Origin of the sequence: Paenarthrobacter sp. CAP02, from assembly GCF_040137855.1 — a bacterium.
Classification (GTDB): domain Bacteria; phylum Actinomycetota; class Actinomycetes; order Actinomycetales; family Micrococcaceae; genus Arthrobacter.
This window is the reverse complement of record NZ_JBEEII010000002.1, coordinates 482,087-505,553: the sequence shown is the minus strand read 5'-3', so window position 1 is coordinate 505,553 and position 23,467 is coordinate 482,087. Positions and strand designations below refer to the sequence as shown.

The 23,467-nt window shown below is 63.7% G+C and carries 20 protein-coding genes and 1 riboswitch; of the genes, 10 read left to right on the top strand and 10 right to left on the bottom strand.

What is annotated here, in order from left to right; genetic code table 11:
• The first annotated feature begins 1 nt into the window (after position 1).
• The 3 genes from ABHM97_RS05175 to ABHM97_RS05165 are packed head-to-tail and all read left to right on the top strand — an operon-like array spanning position 2 to position 3,310.
• Entirely contained in the window at positions 2-1,015 is a 1,014-nt protein-coding gene (locus tag ABHM97_RS05175; RefSeq protein WP_235519037.1) for a Gfo/Idh/MocA family protein, read from the top strand.
• A 10-nt stretch (positions 1,016-1,025) separates the two neighbouring features.
• Positions 1,026-1,898 (top strand): sugar phosphate isomerase/epimerase family protein, encoded by an 873-nt coding sequence (locus ABHM97_RS05170; RefSeq protein ID WP_235519038.1) that lies wholly within the window; start codon positions 1,026-1,028, stop codon positions 1,896-1,898.
• Positions 1,895-3,310: a sugar porter family MFS transporter gene (locus ABHM97_RS05165; RefSeq protein WP_235519039.1), complete on the top strand. Its 1,416-nt coding sequence runs from the start codon at positions 1,895-1,897 to the stop codon at positions 3,308-3,310. The genes ABHM97_RS05170 and ABHM97_RS05165 overlap by 4 nt, the downstream gene beginning before the upstream one ends.
• Before the next feature lie 65 nt (positions 3,311-3,375).
• Here the strand turns inward: ABHM97_RS05165 and iolB are convergent, their stop codons facing one another.
• Together iolB and ABHM97_RS05155 are read right to left on the bottom strand one after the other, a co-directional pair.
• Complete coding sequence (iolB, locus tag ABHM97_RS05160) at positions 3,376-4,269, bottom strand: 5-deoxy-glucuronate isomerase (protein WP_349469855.1); 894 nt, start codon at positions 4,267-4,269, stop codon at positions 3,376-3,378.
• Positions 4,270-4,283: 14 nt separating this feature from the next.
• Entirely contained in the window at positions 4,284-5,024 is a 741-nt protein-coding gene (locus ABHM97_RS05155; protein ID WP_235519041.1) for a GntR family transcriptional regulator, read from the bottom strand.
• 307 nt (positions 5,025-5,331) lie between these two features.
• Here ABHM97_RS05155 and ABHM97_RS05150 point away from each other — a divergent pair, with 307 nt between their 5' ends.
• The 3 genes from ABHM97_RS05150 to ABHM97_RS05140 all read left to right on the top strand — a co-directional run bounded on the left by ABHM97_RS05150 (position 5,332) and on the right by ABHM97_RS05140 (position 8,390).
• Entirely contained in the window at positions 5,332-6,327 is a 996-nt protein-coding gene (locus tag ABHM97_RS05150; protein ID WP_211712909.1) for a substrate-binding domain-containing protein, read from the top strand.
• A gap of 65 nt (positions 6,328-6,392) precedes the next feature.
• The gene (locus tag ABHM97_RS05145) at positions 6,393-7,451 is read left to right on the top strand and encodes an ABC transporter permease (RefSeq protein ID WP_211712910.1); all 1,059 of its coding nucleotides are present in this window, start codon (positions 6,393-6,395) and stop codon (positions 7,449-7,451) included.
• A gap of 12 nt (positions 7,452-7,463) precedes the next feature.
• On the top strand, positions 7,464-8,390 hold the full coding sequence (locus tag ABHM97_RS05140) for an ATP-binding cassette domain-containing protein (protein WP_349469853.1): 927 nt from the start codon (positions 7,464-7,466) through the stop codon (positions 8,388-8,390).
• A 75-nt stretch (positions 8,391-8,465) separates the two neighbouring features.
• On the opposite strand, the gene ABHM97_RS05135 is transcribed toward ABHM97_RS05140, so the two are convergent.
• Complete coding sequence (locus ABHM97_RS05135) at positions 8,466-9,461, bottom strand: LacI family DNA-binding transcriptional regulator (protein ID WP_349469851.1); 996 nt, start codon at positions 9,459-9,461, stop codon at positions 8,466-8,468.
• A gap of 157 nt (positions 9,462-9,618) precedes the next feature.
• On the opposite strand from ABHM97_RS05135, the gene ABHM97_RS05130 reads away from it, so the two are divergent.
• Positions 9,619-10,806 (top strand): Gfo/Idh/MocA family protein, encoded by a 1,188-nt coding sequence (locus ABHM97_RS05130; protein WP_349469850.1) that lies wholly within the window; start codon positions 9,619-9,621, stop codon positions 10,804-10,806.
• Positions 10,803-11,822, top strand: coding sequence for a sugar phosphate isomerase/epimerase family protein (locus ABHM97_RS05125; protein ID WP_349469849.1), 1,020 nt, complete (start codon positions 10,803-10,805; stop codon positions 11,820-11,822). The genes ABHM97_RS05130 and ABHM97_RS05125 overlap by 4 nt, the downstream gene beginning before the upstream one ends.
• Positions 11,823-11,905: 83 nt before the next feature.
• Here ABHM97_RS05125 and ABHM97_RS05120 read toward each other — a convergent pair whose 3' ends face one another.
• Entirely contained in the window at positions 11,906-12,928 is a 1,023-nt protein-coding gene (locus tag ABHM97_RS05120) for a Gfo/Idh/MocA family oxidoreductase (protein ID WP_349469905.1), read from the bottom strand.
• Positions 12,929-13,177: 249 nt separating this feature from the next.
• Positions 13,178-15,988 carry a DUF7402 domain-containing protein gene (locus tag ABHM97_RS05115; protein ID WP_349469848.1) on the bottom strand — a complete coding sequence of 937 codons (2,811 nt, stop codon included), beginning with the start codon at positions 15,986-15,988 and terminating at the stop codon, positions 13,178-13,180.
• A gap of 301 nt (positions 15,989-16,289) precedes the next feature.
• On the opposite strand from ABHM97_RS05115, the gene ABHM97_RS05110 reads away from it, so the two are divergent.
• Complete coding sequence (locus ABHM97_RS05110; RefSeq protein WP_349469847.1) at positions 16,290-17,426, top strand: LOG family protein; 1,137 nt, start codon at positions 16,290-16,292, stop codon at positions 17,424-17,426.
• A 9-nt stretch (positions 17,427-17,435) separates the two neighbouring features.
• Here the strand turns inward: ABHM97_RS05110 and ABHM97_RS05105 are convergent, their stop codons facing one another.
• The 3 genes from ABHM97_RS05105 to ABHM97_RS05095 form a co-directional block, all read right to left on the bottom strand.
• Complete coding sequence (locus ABHM97_RS05105; RefSeq protein WP_235519047.1) at positions 17,436-18,371, bottom strand: matrixin family metalloprotease; 936 nt, start codon at positions 18,369-18,371, stop codon at positions 17,436-17,438.
• 118 nt (positions 18,372-18,489) lie between these two features.
• Entirely contained in the window at positions 18,490-19,383 is an 894-nt protein-coding gene (locus tag ABHM97_RS05100; protein WP_502921256.1) for a matrixin family metalloprotease, read from the bottom strand.
• An 84-nt stretch (positions 19,384-19,467) separates the two neighbouring features.
• Positions 19,468-20,640, bottom strand: a complete 1,173-nt coding sequence (locus tag ABHM97_RS05095; RefSeq protein WP_374111510.1) for a VIT1/CCC1 transporter family protein — start codon at positions 20,638-20,640, stop codon at positions 19,468-19,470.
• 226 nt (positions 20,641-20,866) lie between these two features.
• Between ABHM97_RS05095 and ABHM97_RS05090 the strand changes: the two genes are divergently transcribed.
• The gene (locus ABHM97_RS05090; protein WP_235519049.1) at positions 20,867-21,058 is read left to right on the top strand and encodes a hypothetical protein; all 192 of its coding nucleotides are present in this window, start codon (positions 20,867-20,869) and stop codon (positions 21,056-21,058) included.
• Here the strand turns inward: ABHM97_RS05090 and ABHM97_RS05085 are convergent.
• Positions 21,055-21,411 carry a hypothetical protein gene (locus ABHM97_RS05085; protein WP_349469846.1) on the bottom strand — a complete coding sequence of 119 codons (357 nt, stop codon included), beginning with the start codon at positions 21,409-21,411 and terminating at the stop codon, positions 21,055-21,057. The genes ABHM97_RS05090 and ABHM97_RS05085 overlap by 4 nt on opposite strands.
• Before the next feature lie 16 nt (positions 21,412-21,427).
• Positions 21,428-21,547: riboswitch (SAM riboswitch) on the bottom strand.
• A gap of 226 nt (positions 21,548-21,773) precedes the next feature.
• Positions 21,774-23,315 carry a sodium:solute symporter family protein gene (locus tag ABHM97_RS05080; protein ID WP_349469845.1) on the bottom strand — a complete coding sequence of 514 codons (1,542 nt, stop codon included), beginning with the start codon at positions 23,313-23,315 and terminating at the stop codon, positions 21,774-21,776.
• Positions 23,316-23,467: the final 152 nt, after the last annotated feature.

The following is a 23,467-nucleotide window of genomic DNA, read 5'->3' as shown; positions in this document are numbered from 1 at the left end:
AGTGACAAAGACTCTCCGCGTTGCCGTCATCGGCGCAGGCCGCATGGGTGCGGACCACATCAAGCGCCTCAGCACCCGCATCCACGGCGCTGAAGTGGCCGCCGTCGTCGACGTCGACCTCGCCAGGGCCCAGGCCGCCATCGAGGGTATCGACGGCGCCGTGGCACTCGCCAGCGCAGACGAAGCGCTCAACAATGGCGACGTGAATGCCGTGCTGATCGCCACTCCGGGCTTCCTCCACGAGGAAATCCTGTACAAGGCATTGGAGAAGGATTTCCCGATCCTATGCGAGAAGCCGCTGACCCCCGACGCCGAAAGCGCCTGGAAAGTTGTCCAGGCTGAGCAGGCTCTGGGCCACAAGCGCATCCAAGTGGGCTTCATGCGCCGCTTCGACGCCGAGTACTCGGCACTGGGCGCCATCATCCGCAACAGCGAATTGGGGGAGTTGTTGATGCTGCACCACCAGCACCGCAACCCCACCACGCCTGAGGGCTTCACCAACGAGATGCTGATCAACGACTCCGTCGTGCATGAGTTCGACGCCATCCGCTACTTCACCGGTGAGGAAATCACCTCCGTCCAGGTCCGTCTGGGCAAACCGACCCGCAGCGCACCCAACGGCCAGCACGACCCCCAGCATGTTCTGCTCGAAACCGAATCCGGTGTGCTGGCCGACGTCGAAATCTACGTCAACGCCAAGTTCGGCTACCAGGTGGCCACGCAGGCGTCCTTCGAGGATGGCATCGTGAGCATCGGCGGGGACAACGGCCCCTACGTCCAGGCAGCCGGTAAGTGGGGCGGCAATGTCACCCCAGGCTTTGAGGAACGATTCGGAGCAGCGTACGACGTCGAGGTGCAGGCTTGGGCGGACGCCGCCCTCCGCGGCGAAATCGGCGGACCTACCGCTTGGGACGGCTATGCCACGGCAGCATGCTGCGAGGCTGGTGTCGAAGCGCAGAAGTCGGGCGAAAAGGTCAAGGTCCAGTTGAACACCAAGCCGGACCTGTACAAGTAGGGGACTGAGCATGAAAATCGCCCTTGACCCCACACCGTTCCACCACAGCCACGGCCTGCTCGAATTCCCCCGGGTAGCGGCAGACCTTGGTTACAAATACCTGCAGATGACCCCGCATGCGGACCTCATCCCGTTCTACAACCATCCCAAGGCCGACGACGAGCTGGTAGGCAAGCTGAAAGCTGCGTGCAAGGATGCCGGCGTAGAGATCGCCTCTGTCCTGCCTGTCCTCCGCTGGTCCGGCCCGGATGAAGACGCACGCGAGGCAGCCGTCCGGTACTGGAAGCGGGCTATCCAGATCGCAGTGGACCTCGGCGTTCAGACCATGAACACAGAGTTCAGCGGCCGCCCGGAGAAGGCAGAAGAGTCCGAGCGTGCGTTCTACCGTTCCATGGAGGAACTGCTGCCGATCATCGAGCGCGAGGGCATGGACGTCCTGATAGATCCGCACCCGGACGACTTCGTGGAGGACGGCCTCGCCGCCCTGCGCGTCATCCGCGGCATCAACTCGCCCAACATCGGCATGGTGTACGTGGCATCGCACACCTTCCACATGGGCAACAAGCCGCTGGAAATCATGCGGGCCGCAGGCGACAAGCTGCGGCTGGTCCACGTCTCCGACACCATGAACCATCACGCGTCCCACGGCTTGCGGTACATCACCAATCCGCCGGGCAACGCGGTTCGCGTCCACCAGCACCTGAAGATTGGCGACGGGGACGTGAACTGGGATGAGTTCTTTGGCGGGCTGAAGGAAATCGGGTTCCTGGACAAGGAAAACACCGTCATGGTCTCTTCCGTGTTCGCGGAGGACGAGAATGCCGAGGACGTCTCCCGGTACCAGCTCAAGACAATGATCGACTACGTCGCCAGGACAAAATGACGGTTGGTACGCTCCCCGTAACCCCAAAGAAAACCGGCAAGCCGGCCAACCCCAAAAAGTTCCTTCGCAAGGTGGCGCTGTTCTCCACGTTCGGCGGACTGCTGTTCGGCTATGACACCGGTGTGATCAATGGTGCCTTGCCGTTCATGCAGAAAGACCTTGGCTTGACGCCGTTGACCGAGGGCCTCGTCACTTCGATGTTGCTCTTCGGTGCGGCGTTCGGTGCCATCAGCGCCGGACGTTTGTCCGACCGCTTTGGCCGCCGCAGGACCATCATGGGCCTGGCCGTCATCTTCGCCGTGGCCACCGTCGCCTGCTCCCTTGCGCCAACCACGGAGCTGCTGGTGCTGGCCAGGACTGTCCTGGGTCTCGCCGTCGGCGGTGCCTCGGTGATCGTGCCGGTCTACCTGGCCGAAATGTCACCTGCGGCTCAAAGAGGCAGGATCGTCACCCAAAACGAACTCATGATTGTGACGGGCCAGTTCCTGGCTTTCACGTTCAACGCGGTGCTCGGGAACCTGTTCCCTGAAGAGATGCACGTGTGGCGCTGGATGCTGGTCATCGCTACCTTGCCCGCCGTCATCCTGTGGATGGGGATGCTCGTACTGCCTGAGAGTCCCCGCTGGCTGGCGTCGTCGGGCCGGTTCAGCGAGGTGATGGACGTCCTGCGGCGGACCCGCGCCGCCGGTGACGTATCGGCTGAGTTCGACGACGTCCAGCGCGCCGCGCGCGAGGACTACCAGTCCCGGATGGGCACCTTCAAGGACCTGACCGTGCCGTGGATCCGCAGGATCTTCGTGGTGGGACTGGGCCTTGCCATCATCAACCAGATCAGCGGCGTCAACGCCATCATGTACTACGGCACGTCCATCCTGTCGTCCTCCGGTTTCGGCGACCAGGGCGCGCTCCTGGCAAATGTGGTCAACGGTGTGACTTCCGTGGTTGCCGTGATCGTGGGTATGTCGTTGATGACCAGGCTTCCCCGGAAGGCGATGCTCATTGCCGGGCTATCCGGTACCGCGGTGTCGCTCACAGCCATTTCGATCATCTCCGTCGCGGTTCCGGAGGGAACCCTGCGCGGGTACCTTGTCCTGCTGTTCATGGTGACCTTCCTGGCCTCCATGCAGTCGTGCATTGGTACGGTCACCTGGTTGACCCTGGCAGAGATCTTCCCGCTGCACGTGCGTGGGGTGGGAATGGGTATCTGCGTCTTCGTGCTCTGGATGTTCAACTTCCTGGTGGGCTTCTTTTTCCCGCAAATGGTTGCCTGGATGGGCGTCTCGGCGACGTTCCTGGTGTTCGTTGCGCTCCAACTGGTGGCCATCGGCTGGGTGAAACGCGCCATGCCCGAAACCAAGGGGAAGAGCCTTGAGGAACTGGAAGAGTTCTTCAAGGCCGGTTCGCGACCCTAGCGCAAGGCTTCAGAAGCATACAGCGAAGGCCGCCTGGAACATCCAGGCGGCCTTCTTTGTGTGGGTTACGCGCCGAACGGGAGCCGCGGATCGGTGTCCTGGCCTTCCCACGTTTGGCGGATCCAGCCGTGGTGGGGGTCGTCGCTGATGAGCCAGTCACGTACGCGGCCGGGGCCCGCCATGACGTTCAGGTAATACAGGTCGTAGCCTGGGGCGGCCATGGCCGGTCCGTGCCAACCATACGGGACCAGCACGACGTCGCCGGTGCGCACCTCGGCAGAGACGTCGATGGGACGCTCGTCGGAGGCGTAGACGCGCGCGTAGCCGATCGGATCCGTGTCCTCTGGTACAGGGGACCCCGGGGCAACGCGGGTCTCAAAGTAGTAGATCTCCTCAAGGCTGGTCTCGCCGTCCTTCTCCTCATCGTGCTTGTGGGGAGGGTAGGAGGACCAGTTACCGGCGGGGGTGATGACCTCGCACACGATGAACCGATCGGCTTCCAGCGCAGCCGGCGTGCCAAAGTTGTGGACCTGGCGTGAGCAGTTTCCTGCTCCGCGGAGCTCCACCGGGGTTTCCTTGGCCGTGATCAGGCGGGTGGGATAGCCGGCTTTGGCGGGCGCCGTCGCAATGGCCACCCTGCCGCCGTCGTTCGAGCTGATGCTGACGGCCTTGTCGATCCCCGTGTACAGGACGTCACTTGGCCCGTGGAAAACCGACTGCCGTCCCGCGAGGCTGTACTCGCCGTCGTCGACCGTTACGGTGAAGGATCCGCTCAGCGGCACCACGATGCGCTCCTCCGGAGCCGCGGGAAGCTCGACGGCGGCACCTGCGGCGAGCGTCGCGACCTTCAGTCCCGTGTGGGCCCAGCCGTCTACGGCCAGGGTGGAGTCAGAGGTTCCCAGGGAGATGTCCCATTTACCGTCAGTGGCTGTTCCCAGCGGGTATACCCAGTTGGTCATGTGTGTGTCCTTGTTTAGCGCTGTACGAGTGTCATTTCAAAGCTGTAGGAGTCTGCGCGGTAGACGTGATGGCCGGTTTCCACCATGCGTCCGGTGTCATCCACCGCGGTGCGTTCCATGGTGACCAGCGCCGATCCCACCTCGGCTTCGAGGAGGGGAGCCTGGTAGTCGTTGGCGATCATCGCGCCGATCCGTTGCGAGGCCAGCCGGAAGTTGACCCCGCCGCGGCGCAGGATCGCGTAGAGGCCTTCCTTGGCAAGCTGTGCCTCGTCCATGCTGGTGATGTCGTCGCGGACCCAGTTCTCCATGAGCGCCAGGGGCTTGCCACCTACTTTGCGCAGGCGGGTGAAGTGGTAGACCTTGGAACCGGCCGGCAGTTGCAGGGCGGTCAGCGTTGCCGCGTCGGCTTCGATGTGCGAGAAGCTCAGGACGTCCGTGGTGGGCTTTTTGCCGTTGTTGCTGAGGTCGTCATAGAGGCTGGAGAGTTCCAGGGGCCGGCGGACCTGGCTTGAAACCACCTGCGTTCCTACGCCACGCTTCCGGACCAGGAGCCCGGCCCGGACCAGTTCATCCATGGCTTTGCGCATGGTGGGGCGGGATAGGTTCAGCTGTGCCGCGAGGTCGATTTCGTTGTCCAAGCGGCTTCCGGGTTCCAGGATGCCGCTGTGGATGGCGGCCTCGATTCCTTGGACCACCTGATGGTAAAGCGGTACGGGGGACGAACGATCGATGCTGAGACTGAGTTGGTTCGCCACTGGATTCTCCTAGACGCCTGCTGAAGGCCGGCCGGGGGAGCGGGTCTGCGGCTCCTCTGCCGGATGGTAGCGTATGTCCGCTCATGTTCTCTTGATAGGACATACTGCCTTTTTCTGATGATAGCAGCCGCGGTAGGGCCGTCAAGGAAGGGGCCGGGTCGGCCTTCACGACAGCCATATTACGTTAAAACATCCTAATGTCAGGACAAACTATTGACAAAGTGTGAGGTCAGTCACCATGATCTGAGTAGCAGGTGTTCCGGATACGAGTCCTGCAAACCTGAAGCTGACATCAAAGGAGATAACGGTGGCAAAATTCTCATGGCGCAAAGCGGCGGTCGTCGCAGCAGTGGTTCCCCTGGTGGCACTGAGCGCCTGTTCAAGCCAGGGCGGCAAGCCGGCCGATAACGGCGGCGCCGCAGCCGCTGGCCAGGTGGCATCCACTGACCGGATCAAGGTAGCGCTGATTACGCACGCCGCTGCCGGCGACACGTTCTGGGACATCGTCCGCAAGGGTGCCGAGGAAGCATCGGCGAAAGACAACGTTGAACTCCTCTACACCAGCGACCCTGAGGCCGGTCGCCAGGCGCAGCTGGTCCAGCAGGCCATTGACCAGAAGGTGGATGGCATCGCCGTCACCCTGGCAACCCCGGACGCGCTGAAGGATGTCCTCAAGAAGGCCACCGACGCGGGCATCCCGGTGGTCAGCCTCAACGCCGGCGAATCAGTCTCCAAGCAGTTGGGTGCCTTCACCCACTTCGGTTCCAACGAGCAACTTGCCGGCGAAGCAGTCGGCACCAGGCTCGCCTCCGAGGGGTACAAGCACCCCGTCTGCGTGATCCAGCAGCAGGGCCACGTCGGCCTTGAAGCCCGTTGCGCCGGTGTGAAGGCCAAGGTGCCCGCAACCGAAATCCTGTACGTGGACGGCAAGGACATGACTGCGGTCCAGTCCACCGCCACGGCAAAGCTCCAGGCCGCCAAGGACGCCGACGTCATCATCGGCCTCGGCGCTCCGATCACCCTGACCCTGCTGAAGTCCGTCACTGACGCCGGCAGCTCGTCGAAGGTTGCCAGCTTTGACCTCAACGCCGACCTTGCCCAGAAGATCGTGGACGGCGCCGTGATCTTCACGGTCGATCAGCAGCCGTGGCTCCAGGGCTACATGTCCGTTGACTCCCTGTGGCAGGCCAAGCGCGGTGGCTTCAAGATCGGTGGCGGCCAGCCCGTCCTCACCGGCCCAACCATCGTGGACAAGACCAACGCATCCGATGTCCTCAAGTTCGCCCAGCAGGGCGTCCGCTAGATCCAGGAACCAGGCTGCGCGGCGGCTCCCTGCCGCGCAGCCTGACCAACAAGGAGTCCTCCCCTATGGCAAACACAGCAACCCTGCCGCCGGCGCCGGCTACGGCCCCCGGCGATGAACGGATCGGGCGGCGCAGCCCCCTCCAGAAGTTCCTCGCAAGGCCCGAAGTTGGAGCGTTGGTGGGCGCGGTGGTCCTCTTCATTTTCTTCGCGTCCGTTTCGCAGACGTTCACCCAACCCAACGCACTTGCTACCGTGCTCTACGGCTCATCGACCATCGGAATCATGGCGGTAGGCGTGTCCCTGCTGATGATCGGTGGGGAGTTCGACCTCTCCACAGGTGTTGCCGTGATCTCCTCCGCACTCACTGCGTCGCTGTTCAGCTGGAACTTCTCCCTGAACGCCTGGGTCGGCGTGGGGCTGGCCTTGGTGGTCTCCCTGGGCATCGGTTTCATCAACGGCTGGATCCTCGTCAAAACCAAACTGCCCAGCTTCATCGTCACCCTGGCCACATTCCTGATGCTTACCGGCCTCAACCTGGCACTCACCCGCCTCATCGGCGGCAGCGTATCCTCGCCGTCGATCTCCAAGCTGGACGGCTTCGAATCAGCACGTGCGGTCTTCGCGTCCTCCGTCAGCATCGGCGGGGTGGAGGTCAAGATCACGGTCTTCTTCTGGATCGTCCTGGTTGCCGTGGCCTCGTGGATCCTGCTGCGCACCCGGATCGGGAACTGGATCTTCGCCGTAGGCGGCGATGCAAACGCCGCCCGCGCCGTGGGTGTTCCGGTAACAAAGACCAAGATCGGCCTCTTCATGGCCGTGGGCTTCTGCGGCTGGATTCTGGGTATGCACAACCTGTTCGCCTTCGACGCCGTACAGTCCGGCGAAGGAGTGGGCAACGAATTCCTTTACATCATCGCGGCCGTCATCGGTGGCTGCCTCCTGACCGGCGGCTACGGCTCGGCAGTGGGTGGTGCTATCGGCGCCTTTATCTTTGGCATGGCCAACAAGGGCATCGTGTACGCACAATGGAATCCGGACTGGTTCAAGTTCTTCCTGGGCTTGATGCTGCTGCTGGCCACCATCGTCAACCTCATCGTCAAGCGCCGGGCAGAGCTCAAGTAAGGGGCCGGAACAATGAACGCACAACAGATCGATCAGCAAACCCTGCTGAAAGGCGAGAAGGATCCCTTGACACACACACCGGTCCACCTGCTGTCCCTCGATGGAGTGGGCAAGCACTACGGCAACATCATCGCGCTGCGGGATGTCACCATGGCCGTGGACAACGGCCGTGTCACCTGTGTCCTGGGTGACAACGGTGCAGGCAAGTCAACCCTGATCAAGATCATCGCCGGCCTGCACCAGCACGACGAAGGCACCCTGCACGTGATGGGCGATGCCAGAAAGTTCAACTCACCAAGGGACGCGCTCGACGCCGGTATTGCCACGGTGTACCAGGACCTGGCAGTTGTTCCGCTGATGCCCATCTGGCGCAACTTCTTCCTCGGCTCTGAACTGACCAAGGGATTTGGACCGTTCAAGAGCATGGATGTCCAGAAAATGAAGGAGATCACGCTCAGCGAACTGGCCCATATGGGCATCGACTTGCGCGATGTGGAGCAGCCCATTGGTCAACTGTCCGGCGGTGAGCGCCAGTGCGTGGCGATCGCCCGGGCCGTGTACTTCGGGGCCAAGGTCCTGATCCTTGACGAGCCCACTGCGGCACTTGGCGTGAAGCAGTCCGGCGTGGTGCTCCGCTACATCCTGCAGGCCCGCGACCGTGGCCTGGGCGTCATCTTCATCACCCACAACCCGCACCACGCTTTCCCCGTGGGCGACCGGTTCCTGTTGCTCAAGCGGGGCAAGTCGATTGGGTATTACGACAAGAAGGACATCACCCTGGATGAGCTGACGGCCCAGATGGCCGGCGGTGCAGAACTCGCAGAGCTGGCCCACGAGTTGGAGCAGCTCGGTGGCCACTCCGACGCCCTTGAGGAAGTCAAAGCCGAGGTGGCCGGTGTGGAGGAATCCGTTCCGGAAAACGCCACTAAGCGGCACTGACGCGATAGCTGCTGAAAGTCCTGCCCGGAGCGCATGTTGGCTCCGGGCAGGACTGTTTCCGGCAAGGAGCCAACCCTAGCGAGGTGGCGCTGTGGTGCCGCGCCGCGCCAGTTTCGGCTCAATGAGCTTGCGCTCCGGTGCCAGTGTCGGATCCGCTATGCGGGCCAGTAGCCTGCGGGCGGAGTCCGCCCCAACAATGTCGCTGCGGTTGTCGATGGACGTCAGGTCCAGGAAACGCGACTTGGCCAAGGGGGAGTTGTCGTAGCCGATCACCGAAACGTCGGCAGGTACTGACAGGCCGCGTGCTTTGATGGCTGCGAAGGCGCCCAGGGCCATGGAGTCGTTCGCTGCGAAGATCGCAGTGGTGTCCGGATGGCGCTCCAGGAGCCGGCTTGCTGTCTCGTAGCCGTCTTCCTCCGACGTTCCGGTGGACTCGCTGATGACAGGCTCGACGCCGGCAGCTTCCACGGCGCGACGGTAACCGGCGCGCCGGTGTGCGGAGGCGCCGTCGGACCCTGAGACGTGGCCGATGCGGACGTGGCCCAAACCCAACAGGTGGTTGGCTGCCATGCTTCCGCCGCCGTCGTCATCGTTGGTGATGAGGTCGGCGCCGTTCGGCACGCCTTTGCGCCAGCCGGCCACCACGGTGGGTACCCAGGTTTTGGCGAGCATGGCCTCGCTCGGTTCAGCGGCCAGCACCAATGCATCGACATGCATGGCAAGCAGACCGTCTGTGGCTTCCTTGATCCGGTTTTCTCCCGGTCGGGAATCGGCAAGCATCACCTGGTATCCGAGGTTCGAAAGGACGGATTCCATTCCACGGAGCAGGTCAACGAACCAGGGGTTCCGGTAGTCATCGATGACCAGGCCGATGCTTTTGGTGCGGCTGCTCGCCAAGGTGGTGGCGGCACGGCTGGGCCGGTATCCCAGTTCCGTGATGGCGTCCCGCACGGCATTGCGGCGCTTTTCGCTGATTCTTTCGGGGGCTTTGAGGAACAGCGAAACCAACGACGGCGAAACGCCGGCTTGGGTGGCGACGTCGTAGAGCGTGGGGCGTCGGTTGTTGTTCAACGTATTTGGCTGCCTTTCGTGTCCTCCCCCGAGGATAGTCCGTTAAGGATTGACAGGACATATAGACATGGTTACGCTCAAGTCCAGCGTAAAAATTGTAGCGCTACAAAATGCCGGACGATCCTCATGCGACGGCAGAATTTCGAAGGAGAAATCAATGGCTGAAAGCCTCGGCGTAGCCGTCATCGGAGCAGGCATGGCAGGCAAGGCCCACGCCGCCGCGTACCGCACGGCATCTGCCCTTTATAGCCCCGTGCTTCCCCAGATCCGCCTCGTCTCCATTGGCGACGTCAATGCTGAGTTCGGTTCGCTGGCTGCACGCCGATTCGGCTACGAACGCAACGACACGTCATGGCAGGCCATTGCCGAAGCCGATGACATCGACGTCGTCAGCGTGGTGATCGCCAACTCCCTGCACCGCGAGGTGGTAGAAGGCCTGCTCGCCGCCGGGAAGAACGTCCTCTGCGAAAAGCCGCTCAGTGACACCCTGGACGACGCCCGTGCCATGGCGGAAGCGGCACGCACCGCCGAGGCCCGCGGAAACCTGGCACGCATCGGCTTCACCTTCCGCCGGACACCTGGCATCGCCTACATCCGCGACCTGATCCGGAACGGCGTGCTGGGGAACGTCCTGCACTTCAGTGGCCGATACTGGACGGACTATGGTTTCAGCCCTTCGGCTCCGATGAGCTGGCGTTACAAGGGCGGACCCGGCTCCGGTGCGCTGGCCGACGTCGGAAGCCACCTGACCTATGTGTCGGAATTCCTGTGCGGCGACATCAAGTCGATCAGCGGTGGAAGGCTGTCCACCGCAATTGCCAAGCGCCCGTTGCCACTGACCGCCGTGATGGGCCACGACCACGTTGCCGTCAGCGACACGTTCGAAGCCGTGGAGAACGATGACTACGCCGCCTTCAACGCCGAGTTCACCAACGGTGCCGGCAGCTTCGAAGTGTCCCGCGTTGCAGCAGGACACGCCAACAGCCTCCAATTCGAGGTCTTCTGCGAGAACGGCGGAGCCAAGTTCGACCAGCGCCGCCCCAACGAAATCCAGCTCTTCCTCAACGATGGCTCCGGCCTGCAAGGCGGGTACCGCCAAGTGATCCTGGGCCCAGGACACCCCTACATTGCTGGCGGCCTGGCCATGGACGCCCCGGAAGTCGGCTTCGGCCAGAACGATGCCTTCGGATACCAGGCACGGGCCTTCCTCGAAGAGGTCGCGGGCTTGGCCGAAGCGGACTCCCTTCCCCGTTGCGCGACGTTCGACGAAGGTGTCCGCAACATGGAACTCCTCGGCGCGGTCACTGAGTCCGCCCTGGACAACGGAAAGAAGATCACGCTATGAAGCTCGGGGTCTACAACGCGATCCTCCACGACCGTCCGCTTCCTGAAGCGCTCAAAGTCATCGCCGACCTTGGCCTGACTGGCATCGAGATCAACACCGGCGGATTCCTTCCCGCCGTGCATGTCCCCACGTTCGACCAGATCCTGGAAAGCGACGCCGCCCGCGACGACTACCTCGGGATCTTTGAGGGCACCGGGGTTTCAATCGCTGGCCTGAATTGCAATGGAAACCCCCTGCATCCCAAGCGGGAAATTGGCGAAAAGCACGCCGAGGACATCCGTCGTTCCATCCGCTTGGCCAACCGGCTGGGTCAGGACCGCGTGGTGACCATGTCCGGGCTGCCCGGGGGAGAGCCGGGCGCCACAACGGTGAACTGGGTGGTCAACGCCTGGAACTCCGCGGCGCTGGACGTCCTGGACTACCAGTGGGGAGTGGCAACAGCCTTCTGGAAGGAAACCGACCGGCTCGCCGCAGACCACGGCGTTAAGGTGGCCTTGGAACTGCACCCGCAGAACATTGTTTTCAATACTGCCGATGTCTACAAGCTTGTTGAGCTTACGGGAGCAACCCATGTGGGCGTTGAACTGGACGCATCCCACTTGTTCTGGCAGCAGATGGATCCCGTGGCGGTGGTCCGCGAACTTGGGCCGCTGGTCCTCCAGGCTGCGGCCAAGGACGTCCGGGTGAACAAGGACAACGCTGCGCTCTATGGCGTGCTGGACAACAGCTTCCGGCGCCTTTCCGCAGACGAGGACCGGACCAACCTTGGCGGCGATGAATGGGCCAACGAATGGCCCAAGAACTCTGCCTGGGACTTCGTGGCCCTGGGCCGTGGTCACGACACCGCGTTCTGGACCGAGTTCCTCCGGGCCCTGCACGAGGTCGATCCGAACATGCTGGTCAATATCGAGCACGAGGACGTCTCGCTGGGTCGGATCGAGGGGCTCGAGGTCGCGGCACAGGTGCTTCGCGATGCCGACGCAGCCCTTGAGGCATCGTTCAACGTCCCTGCCTAAGAGTCCCGTGCTGCGTCCGGGGCGGCGGCTACGGCCCCCGCCCCGGACGCGCCGTTCACCGTTCCGTGTGCTGCACGCTGATGCTAGGCCTGGACCTTGACGGGGACGCCGGTCTCCAGGGATAGCTGTGCTGCGTCGGCTACCTTTGATGCAGCCACGGCGTCTTCAGGAGTGCAAGGATTCTTACGTTTGCCGAGCACAACCTCTACGAAGGCCGCCATCTCGGCCCGGTAGGCCTGGTCAAACCGCTCGGCGAACGTGGTGTGCGCAGTGCCATTCGGGAAGGTCACTGCGGGCTCGGCCGACCTCATCGCCATCTGCTGGTCCATTCCCACCAGCACTGATTGCTCGGAGCCTTGAAGTTCCAAGCGGACGTCATGCCCGGCTCCGTTGTAGCGGCTGGCCGAGACGGTACCTACCGTGCCGTCGTCGAACGTCACCAAAGCCAGGGCAGTGTCGACGTCGCCCACCTCACCGATGGCCGGGTCGCCGTTGTTGGAACCCTTGGCGTAAACTTCCACGATTTCCTTGCCGGTGAGCCAGCGAAGGATGTCGAAGTCGTGGACTGAACAGTCGCGGAACAAACCGCCCGACGTTTCCAGGAACTCAACCGGTGGCGGGGTCATGTCGCAGGTGACAGCCCGAAGTGAGTGAATCCACCCGAGTTCCCCGGCATCGTAGGCCCGCTTGGCCTCCAGGTACCCGGCGTCGAAGCGGCGCTGGTGCCCGATCTGGACGATGCCCGACTTCTCGCTGATGTAGTCGAGGACGGGTTGTGACTCCGGAACATTTACGGCCACGGGCTTTTCGCAGAAGACCGGGATGCCTGCGTCCACCCCTGCGCGGATGAGTCCAGGGTGAGTGGCTGTGCCTGTCGCAATGACCAGGCCGTCCACGCCGGACGTGATGAGCTCCTCCACCGATCCCAGGAATTCGGCGCCCACGCTGGTCGCCACTGCGCGGGCATGGTCCTCTGCCACATCCGTCAGTTTCAGGCTCACGTGGATGCCGTCCGGGTTGAGGGTCTCGTTGAGGGCGCTGATGTTCTTGGCATGCATCACGCCGATCCGGCCTACGCCCACGAGGCCGAGGGTTACGTTCTTCATCATTTTCTGTCTCCGTCGGTGCAGCAGAGGGTCATCTCCAGAGAGAGATTCCTGAAGCGAGACTAGAGGTTGTCAGATTGTCCTGTCAAACATATGTGGGGATGTGAGTGAGCGTCTGGCTGAAGGGGTGGGGATGTGAGTGAGGGTTCGGTTGAAGGGGTTGGGATGCGGGAGAGGGTGTGGACATGGCTGACGCGGGCCGAAGAGTCTGGGGGAAAACTCCGACCCGCGCCAGGTTCATGGGGCCGGTCAGGCGATGATCTTCATCGCCTGCCAACCGGTACCGAGGCTGGTGGGCGGAACGTTGATGAACGTTCCACTGCCCGAGCCCGGATACAGCCACAGGGTGTCTCCGATGCGGCCGAGAACGTCATTCTTGGCGTCGCCGTCCAGGTCCCGGGGCCCTGCCATCGATGTTCTGTTGTCCCAGCCCGTGGAGATCTGCTTCCACGGCAACCAATCGCTGGCTCCATCGCCGGGATAGAGCCAGAGTGCGCCGGTATCCGTGCGCCGGGCCAGCACGTCTGCTTTACCATCGCCATTAAAGTCCCCTGTGCTGAAGATTGCATTCATGACATTCCAGCCCGTTCCCACCGTGGTGGGCGCCCTGAGCCCGCCGCTGCCGTTCCCTGCGTAGAGGCGCAGGTCGCCGGTGCTGCGCCGGGCCATGATGTCGGGAATGCCGTCGCCGCTGAAGTCCCCGGGGGAGAACAGCTGGGTCATGGCACTCCAGCCGGTACTGATCTGCGAGCGCGCACCGAAGCCCCCGGCCCCGTCACCCGGATACAGCCACAGGACATCGCCTGCGCGGGCTACGACGTCGGCCTTGCCGTCCCCGTTGAAGTCACCGGGGGTGATGGCATCAGTAACGGTGGACCAGTCCGAGGCTGGTATGGCAAGCTTCCTGGCCTGCAGGCCGCCAGCGCCGTCACCCGGGTACAGGTACAGGTTTCCGGTCGCATCGGAGGCCAGGACGTCGGCTTTGCCGTCACCGTCGAAATCATGGGCCGACGGCGGCCCGGCCGCTGGAACGCTGTACGTCTGGGTACCGACGGCGGAGGTGTTGCCGGCGGTGTCCACTCCGATGTATTTGAGCACCAGTGGCGAGTTGCCCATCACGATTGGAGTCGCGTACTTGAAGTTCGTGGCGCTCTCCGTTGCCGTCGGCGTGCTGCCATCGGTGGTGTAGTAGATGGTTGTCCCAGCCTCATTGGCAGACAGCGAAATGGTGGCTCCACTGGCCAACGGACGGCTGGTGGGATTGGCCGTCACTGTGGGAGCCGTGGTGTCTGCCGGGACCGTGTAGGTCTGCGAGGCCACATCGGAGGCATTGCCGGCAGGGTCGGTAGCGAAGTACTTCAGCGTCATCGGGCCGGTACCCGGGAACGTGATCGGAGCGGAGTACACCAGCCCGGCCGTCACCGGATCCGTGCCGTCCGTGGTGTATTTGATCACCGAATTCGTTTCATTGGCCGTCAAAGTGATCGACGTACCGGCAGCGTACGCACCTCCCGCCGGGTTGGCGGTCACGACTGGTTTGGTGGTGTCCGGTCCCGTGGAGTAGGTCTGCGTGGCCACTGCGGACGCGTTGTTGGAGCTGTCCACTGCGAAGTACTTCAGGGTCAGCGGGCCGTCAATGGTGATGCTTGCCGTGTTCGGGTAGCTCACCTTCGTTGGAGTCGACGTCGTGGGCGTGGACCCATCGGTGGTGTAGTAGATGGTCCCGGGCTCATTGGTTGAGAGGGTGACCTTCTGCCCAATGTCATAGGTTCCGCCTCCAGGTGTGGCTGTGACTATGGGGGCGACGGTGTCAGCGGTGATGTACGCCTCGAATTCGGCCAGGCCCACGTTGGTGGTGGAACTGCTGACGGCGGTGATGTTGAACCGCAGGGAGCTTACCGTCCGGGCCGGAAAGTTGACGGTCAGGCCCGAGCCGTTGTTGGGCAGTGCCGGAACCGGGACGGTGCTGCCGTCAGAGAACTGCAGGTTGCCGCCCGTCACCTGGTCGCTGGCTACCGGCCTGTCGAAGAGCGTCACGGCGTTGATGGTGCGTGCCGGGGAGAAGTTGTATTGGATCCAGCTTCCGGCCTTCCCACCGTTGGTTACCCATTCCCGGCTTGCGTCCATCGGGGATCCCCAGGCGTAGCCGTCGCGCGCCTTCTCCGGGCTCTGTGCCGAGGCTTTCTGCGAGGACGCAGACACGGTGGTGCCGGGGGACTTGGCTGCGTTGCCGGTCCACTCGATGGCGGTGATGTACTGCCGTTTGAGCCAATCGCTGTAAGGCGGGGCAGGGCATGGCGTATCGCAGAGGTATTTGTCGAAGTCGGCGAAACGGACAAACGCGTTCACCTTCGCCGTGAGCTCGGCACCGGTCACGTTCTGCGCGTACTCGTCGATGACGTAGGCGTCGTAGGCGGAGGAAGTATGCGGCCCCGTGTACGAGCGGGTTGCCAGCTGGGCGAACTTCGCTGTTGCCCAGTGGTCGCTGTGGTCATAGGGATCGTTGAAGTTCCCGGTCCAATCCTGGGTACGGAAGGTGGTGGGCCGGAAATTCTTGACCAGCGTGTTCAGCGTGGTTTGAAACTGCTCTTTGGTGTAAGTGGCAGAGCCATCCACGGGACGGATGGAGGACAACCGGCCGTCCCACAGTTTAAGGATGCTTTGGCCCCCGTACCGTGAGCTTCCTTTACCGTTGGGAAAGCCGTCAGGGAGCCGCAGGTACACCACGGAAATGGTGGGGGCATCCCTGAGGGTATAGACGCTGATGGCGCGGCCGGGAACGCCGGCGTCGGAGGTCGTCCACGAATTGGCCACCCCCGCCATCATTGCGTACGTTGCCCGGATGCCGTCTTCCAGGCTGTTCCAGTAAGCAGGCCCCTCGCCCGCTTCCCCGGCGGTTGTGTAGACGGTCTGGACGCAACGCTTGGCTTGGATATCGCGCATGAAGTCCGGGCTGATGAAGATCAGGTCGTCGTCAGTATGGGCCACGATCTGCATGGCGCCACCGGTACCCGGGCAGGGCGGAACGGCCGCAGAAGCCGGCGCGGTGACGCCAAGCATCAGGCCTGAAACGGCAACGGAAAAAGCGGCAAGCCATGTCAGTAATCGATGGCTTGCGGAAAAGAGTGGGGCCATGACGCGGAAACGGGGACGGCGAAAGTGTTTTGGACGGTCCACAACCATGCTCCTTCGAGCAGATGTTGGGCCCCCCAGCCGGCGAACTTTACGACGCCCCCAGAGCGTCATCTGAATGAAGTTATGTACTCGGCCCGCTGGCCAGAGAGCCGTGGGCGTCGTAATGCGAGTTACTGTACTCCTTCGGTCCGGGCATGGGTAGGGTTCAGGCCACTACGCTGAAACCATGAATCGCACCGGAGCTTTGAACCCGAGTCCGCGGACACTCGACGTCGAAAGTGTGGTCCACTTCGACCGGCTGGTGGCCGCAGGGGCCGGGTCGATGCACGGTTGGCACGCGCAGTCTTTGGACCTCCGTGGACATTCGCGTGAGCTTAAGGCCCTGGACCCCCAGGGCGCGATCTTCCTTGGCTGCACTTTCGACGACGGCGTGGAAGAGAGCCTCCGACGCCGCGGGGCGCTCATCTTTCCCAAGATGCAGGGAATCCCGTTCGACCCCTACCGGGGGAGCCTCTACTCGGCCGACGAGCTCTACCATGACATTCCCGCCACAGAGTACGAGGCCACCCTGGATGCCAGGATTTACCAGTGGAGCATCCTGCCCGGGCAGCGGAAGAGCCTGGATGCCACCCTTGCTGCCGCCCTGCACGACCATGCGATCGGTGATGCCCTGGACGAACTGTTGGATCAAGGCGCCCTGTCAGACCGCAAACTGGTGGGAGTCATGGGTGGGCATGCCGCCCAGCGCGGGACCCGCGAATTCGCCGACGCTGCCCGGTTGGGACGGCTCCTGGCCAAAGCGGGCTTCGCCGTCGCCACCGGCGGTGGTCCCGGTGCCATGGAAGCGGCCAACATGGGCGCCTACTTGAGCGGACTGCCCGACGCCGATACCGCAGCCGCGCTTGACACGCTCGCCCAGGTACCCGGGTTCAGGCCGTCCGTGACAGCGTGGGCGCGCCAGGCGGCAGCCGTCGTTCAACAGCATCCGCGAGGCACTCCGACGCTTGGCATCCCCACGTGGTTCTACGGACACGAACCTCCCAACCTGTTCGCCACCCACATCGCCAAATACTTCGCCAACGCCGTCCGCGAAGCCATCCTGCTGGAACTGTGCAATGGCGGGATCGTCTTCCTGCCGGGGGCGGCCGGAACTGTGCAGGAGATCTTCCAGGATGCGTGCGAAAACTACTATGGCGCGCCCGAAACCATCACGCCCATGGTGCTGGTGGGACGCGACCACTGGGAGCGGACCTTCCCGGCCTGGCCAATGCTTCAAAGCCTGGCCGCCGGAAAGCCCATGGAAGGCCGGATCTTCCTGGTGGACAGCGTGGAGGAAGCGCTCGCGGTTGTGACCGGGCACTGAGGAAGCTGCTCAGAAGTCCTTGCTGCAGGCGCCTGAGCCAAGTTGGGCCAGCCCGGTAAGGTCGCCGGCTGCGTACTCCCGAACCCAGGATGCTTCGTCGAACATGAGTTGGCGCGGGTCGCTGACGTGGTCCAGTCCCACAAGATGCCCCAGTTCGTGCATGATGACAGCCACGCCTATTTCCTGGCCGTGGGGAGTGTCGATGATCCCGGCGAACTGGGGAGCGTCCAGGGAGAGCGTGCCGGTGACGTACGCCTTGTAGCCGTTGCTCAGGCCAATGGAGGAGCTTCCGCCAAGGCCCACGGTCTGTCCGGCCAGGCGGGGGACCTGCTCCGGTGTGCTCCACGCGATCAGCACCGGCGCCCAACGGTCTCCGTACCTCGCGGGCTGGTACCCGGACCTGTTGGTGGAAGGAACCTCGGAGCTGGGACCGTCGTAGATAAATTTCAGTCCGGTAGCGAGGCTCACCTGCCGGATGGCTTCCTCCACCATGGCCTGCCAGGAAGCCGGCGCAAGATCGGAGTTGACCACGTAGTGGATGGGCCGGCAGGGCGAATAGGCCAGCGGGGTCCCGTCCTCCTTGACGGCCAGGAACTTGTACGAGGAGCTGGTCTTCTTCAACGGCGCAGGTTTGCCAAGGGGTGCGTCGGCTTCCTCGAGTCCGGGTGGAGGATCCTGGCGCTGCCCAAAGGGGACCACCCCGGGCCGTGGTGGTTGGCCTTGGACAAGGGGCGAGCCGGTGACGAGTTGTTGGAGTTCGCCGCTGAAGTAGGCGCCTGCGCAGACGAGTCCGAGGATGCCGAAGAAGAACAGGATGGCGGCGATGCTGCTGTGCTTGATGGGCGGCCTGACAGGCGGATCTTCGGGCGGACGCGCAACCACTGGGAGGAAATTGGGCCGGGGAGGATCGTGGTCTGGCCACTTGGACGACCCAAAAGGTTCCATGGAACCCCCTGACGTGGCGGCTGCGACGGGTGGTGGGGCGCCGCCGTCGGCCGTAACCGTCAGCATAAGTCCGGCGACGCCGCGAGTCCATGGCGCGACTGCTGGAAAGCGAAGCTTGTCAGATGTCCTTGCGGCAGGGTGCCGATGCCAGCAGGTGCAAGCCGTTCAGGTCGCCGGCGGCAAGCCCGTCCGGTGCCCCGATTTCCGGGTACATGAGTTGGATGGGATCGTCCACGTGGTCCAAGCCCATGACATGCCCCAGCTCGTGTTGCATGACCGCCAGCACGTAGTCCGCGCCTCCGCTGGACATCAGCTCTGTCACCTGTGGGGTGTCCAGCTCCAAGCTGCCGGTGATGTAGCTTTTGGGGCCGTTGTTGAGGGAGTACATGGTGCTGCCGCCAGTACCGATCACTTTGTCGGCCAGGGCCGGTGCGACCTCCGGCGTCGTCCAGGAAATCAGGAGCGGAGCCCACCGGTCTCCGTATTTGGCGGGTTGGTAGGGTTCGCGGCGCTCAACCGGCAGCTCGTCGGTGGTGCCGTCGTTGACGAACTGGATGCCGGACGCAGCAGAAATGTTCGCGATGGCGGTGGTCAGCAGCGCGTCGGATCCTTCCGGTGCGGTTGCGTTGTTGACGACGTAATGCAGCGGCCGGCAGGGCGAGTACCCTACGGGAGTGCCGTCGTCGTTGGTCGCCAGGAACTTGTAGGAATCGTTGGTGGTTCCGGGCGCCGGCGGTGAGGCCAGCGGGGCGTCTGCTTCCTCAAGCCCCGGCGGCGGTGCGTCAACGGGGCGGGCGGCTTTCCCTTGCCCCTGGCTCCCTTGCTGCGGCGTGCCGGGCACACCCGCCCCGGGAAAGAGCGCTGTAATGCGGGGGTCGCCGTGCAGGTAACCGCTGACCAGGACGGCAATGACGGCCGCGACGACGGCCAGGAGGACACCGCGGAGAACACGCAAAGCAGTTCCCGTGCGCCGGTGCCTGGGCACACGCATTTCTTCCCGCTCCGGGTCCACGGCTCTCCATTCCTCACGCCCTGGTCACGCGGGGCAGCGCGGAGGACGAACCAACAGTACGGGCTGCGGCCGGAGCCGTCCAACTCAGACGATCGCTGCGCCGAAGAGCAATCCCAGTCCGTACGTGGCGGCTGCCGCTCCCAGGCCGATCGCAAGCTGCCGCAGGCCGCGGCTGAGGGGCGATGTACCGGACAGAAGGCCGACGACGGCGCCGGTCGCCAACAGCGCGATGCCCACCAGGACACCGGCCACCATGAGGGCCGCGACACCGGTCATGCCGAACAGGAACGGCAGGATGGGGATGATGGCGCCCGAGGCGAAGAAGCAGAAGCTGGACAACGCTGCGCCCCAGGCTGAGCCCACGGATTCGTGCTCGTCCTCGGCCGGCTTCTCGGGCTGCAGGGAAAGGCTGGGATCGCAATCGCAGCTGAACAATCCCATGCGTTCGGCGGCCCGGTGCTCGGCCGCTTCCTGGGTCATGCCGCGGGCCAGATACACCAGAACCAGTTCGTTGTGCTCAATGTCCAGGGACGGCGCAGCGGTAAGCGTGGCCTGCGTGGGGAGGGTGGCGTTGAGCAGTTCCCGTTGCGAGCGCACGGAGACGTATTCTCCTGCGCCCATGGAAAGGGCTCCGGCCAGCAAACCCGCCACGCCGCTCATCAACACCACCGGGCTGGGCACTCCGGTGGCGGCCATACCCATGACCAGGGAAAGGTTGCTGACCAGGCCGTCGTTCGCGCCAAAGACTGCGGCGCGGAAGGTGCCGGACAACCTGTTCCGGCCACGGGTTGCGAGCCCGCGGACCACTTCTTCATGGATCTGCTCATCGGCTACCATGGCTGGCGTTGCGGCCGGCTCGGTGCCGTAGGGGGAGCGGCCTTCGGCCCGCTGCGCCAAAGCGAGCACGAACACCGATCCGAAGTTGCGGGCCAGGAAGCCCAGGAACTGGCTGCGGCCGGACGCCGCCTTGGGCATTCCTGCGTGCTCCCCGAGGAGCTTGAGCCAGTGGGCTTCGTGCCTGCCTTCGGCCTCGGCCAAGGCCAGGAGGATCTGGCGTTCTTCGCCGTCCCGGCGTTGGGCGAGTTCCCGGTATACGGCGGCTTCGGCCCGCTCGTCCGCCAGGTACTGACGCCAACGCCTGATGTCCGAGGACGTCGGCGCGGTTTGTGGTGCTTCGGCCTCTTGCGGGGCTTCGGTTTCGTTGATGGGGTCCGGAACGGGGCTCGACGGACCGTGGGATTCCTGGTGCTGTTGCACTTTTTCTCCTGTGCTGGGTGGGGTAGTTGCGGCCCCATTGCACGCCCCACACTACCGGTTATTCTCGGGGATTTTTGGCTGGTATTCCTCAACCGGAATGTTCGGTGCACCGTAATTTCGGCCCCTTGACCGGTCCGTGGGCCGGTGCTCAGATGGAATGACAGGGGCGGGGTCTCCCGCGCAAGGTCATCGGGTCGTTCGCGGCCCAAGGGACGGAGGTTGCATCATGAACACCACCGAATCACACGCCAATTACCCGGAGCGGGCAACTGTGGAGTCCGACCCGGCCTACGACTACGCGGAGGACCAGGAAGTGGACGAGCCCTGGGTGGAGGAAGTGGACGCACCGGAGGATGACGAACGGGTGGTCCCGATCGATGAAACAGACGACTTCCGGGAGGAAGACGAAGAGGATTAGGCAGCTTGCTCCGGGAAGGTAAAGTGCCTCGGCAGCCCCATGGGCTTCCCGACGGCGGCAACGGTCACCGTCAGCGTCCCTGACGCAGCGCACCATTGGGTGGGGCGGACGGCCTGCGCAAGCGCCCGGGCGATTAACCGCGGATCGGGGTGCCGGAGCGTCACGCTCTTGGCCCCGGTCACTATGGTGACGGTCCCCAGGAAGAGGTCGACGGCGGGGATCACCGAAACCTTGCTGGCTGCGGGTTCGGCGGGGGTGCCGGTTTTTTGCGAGTCGGGTTTCTTCGCGCCGGTAGTTTGGGCGCCGGGTGCCGGCGACGTGGGGGCTTGGCTGCTGTCGGCGTGGTACGGCAAGGTACTTCTCCTTGGGGGAGTGCTCTTGCCCGCTCGGTTGTCTTGGGTCCGGGGCGGGCCGCTTCCTCATCCGAACCACCCGTGAACATGGGGTTGGTGTGTGGCCAGTCGGAGCTTGGCACCACATCTCTTGAAGCTGGCACAACACTACCGCACGCGGCGCTCTCGTTGTGGGGCCCGCTCTCTTTCTGGGGCGCTCTCTCGTTGTGGGGCCCGCTCTGCAGCGTTGGATGGAGTTAGAGCCCGCAGAGCAGGCCCCACAACGAGTACTTTCTGGGGGTACAGCAAAACGGCGACGCTGCCCCGTGAGGGGAGCGCCGCCGTCGGGCGTTGCTTTGTATCGTGTGTCCTGCGTGTTCGGGTCAGTAGGCCTTATTGGAGCTGACCGGGTGTGCTTCGACCGGCAGTTCCTCGGAGATCGCACCTGCCACGCGCTTGTCCCAGGCGGCCCGGACTGCGGGGTCGGTGGGCGGCGTCAGGAGCGAGATGACGACGTAAACGAGGAATGAGGCCGCCAGGCCGTAGTAGATGGGTTCGTTCGCGTAGACGCCGTCTTCGCTGGGGATGACTCCCACGGCGAACATGATCAGCAAGGCCAGGGTCAGCACCGAGCCGACTGCCATGGACCATGCAGCCGCGATGCCTGTACCGCGCTTCCACACCAGGCCGCCGAGGATCGCTACCAGGAGTCCGCCTACCAGGATGTCGTAGGCGATGGTGAGGGCCACCACCACGTCCTGCGCGGCCATGGAGATCAGGACCGCCACGATGCCCAGGCCAAGGACCCAGTAACGGTTGGCCTTGACGTCGTGCTCGGGGTTTTCGGTGTCGTCAGTGTTGATGGTCTTGCCGAACCAGCTGGCCACGAACGGGACGACGTCGGCGCGCGCAACCGTTGCGGCGGCGATCAGGGCGCCGGAGGCGGTGGACATCATGGCGGCGACAGCCGCTGCCATGACCAAGCCACCGATGCCCACGGGGAGGATGTGGGTTGCTACCTCTGCGTACACCACGTCCTTGCCGAGGTTTGCGACGTCGATATCCGGCAAGGCCACGCGGGCTGCCAGGCCGATCAACGCACCTGCGATGCCGTAGAGGATGCAGTAGACACCGGCCGTGGCGCCGCCCCAGCGGGCAACGGAGGGGGTCTTGGCGGTGAAGACGCGCTGCCAGATGTCCTGGCCGATCAGGAGGCCCAGCGTGTAAACGACGAAGTACGTGATGATCGTCTGGGTACCGATGCCGTCAATCTGGAAGAAGCTGTCCTTGAGGCGCCCACGGATGCCGTCCATGCCGCCGGCAGCGTTCATGACGAACGGGAGCATCAGGAAGAAGATGCCCACGGTCTTGATGATGAACTGCACCTGGTCAGCCAGGGTGATGGACCACATGCCGCCAATGGTTGAGTAGACCAGCACGATTGCCCCGCCAACGGCGATTGCCAGCCAGCGTTCCCAATCGAAGAGCACCACGAAGATGGTGGCGTAGGCGCCAGTGGACGTGGCGCACAGCATCAGGGTGTACGCGAGCATCACGATTCCGGATGTCTGCGTGGCCTTGCTGCCGTAGCGGAGGCTGAGCATCTGGGAGACGGTGTAGATCTTCAGGCGCTGGATGGTGCCGGCGAAGAGCAGGCTCAGCAGCAGCACACCGGCGCCGATGGCCACCACGAGCCACATACCGGAAATGCCGAACTTGTAGCCCAGGCCGACGCCGCCGACGGTGGATGCGCCACCGAGGACCACCGCGGCCATGGTGCCTGTGTAGAGGAAGGGGCCAAGGCGGCGGCCGGCCACCAGGAAGTCGCTGTTGTTCTTGGTGCGGGACTTGCCCCACCAGCCGAACGCCAGCATGGCGAGCAGGTACACCACCACGATTGCGATGTTTATAGCCGAAGATTCCATGAACGGTCCTTGGAGCTGATGCACGGAGGTTGGGGATTTCGACGATACTCCTGCGAAGGGTCGAAGTCTCCGTGCTGACGATTGGAGATTGGGGAGGGTGTTGTATGCCTCACAGACAACACTTGTTGCCTCAGAGGATATGTTGTGATGGG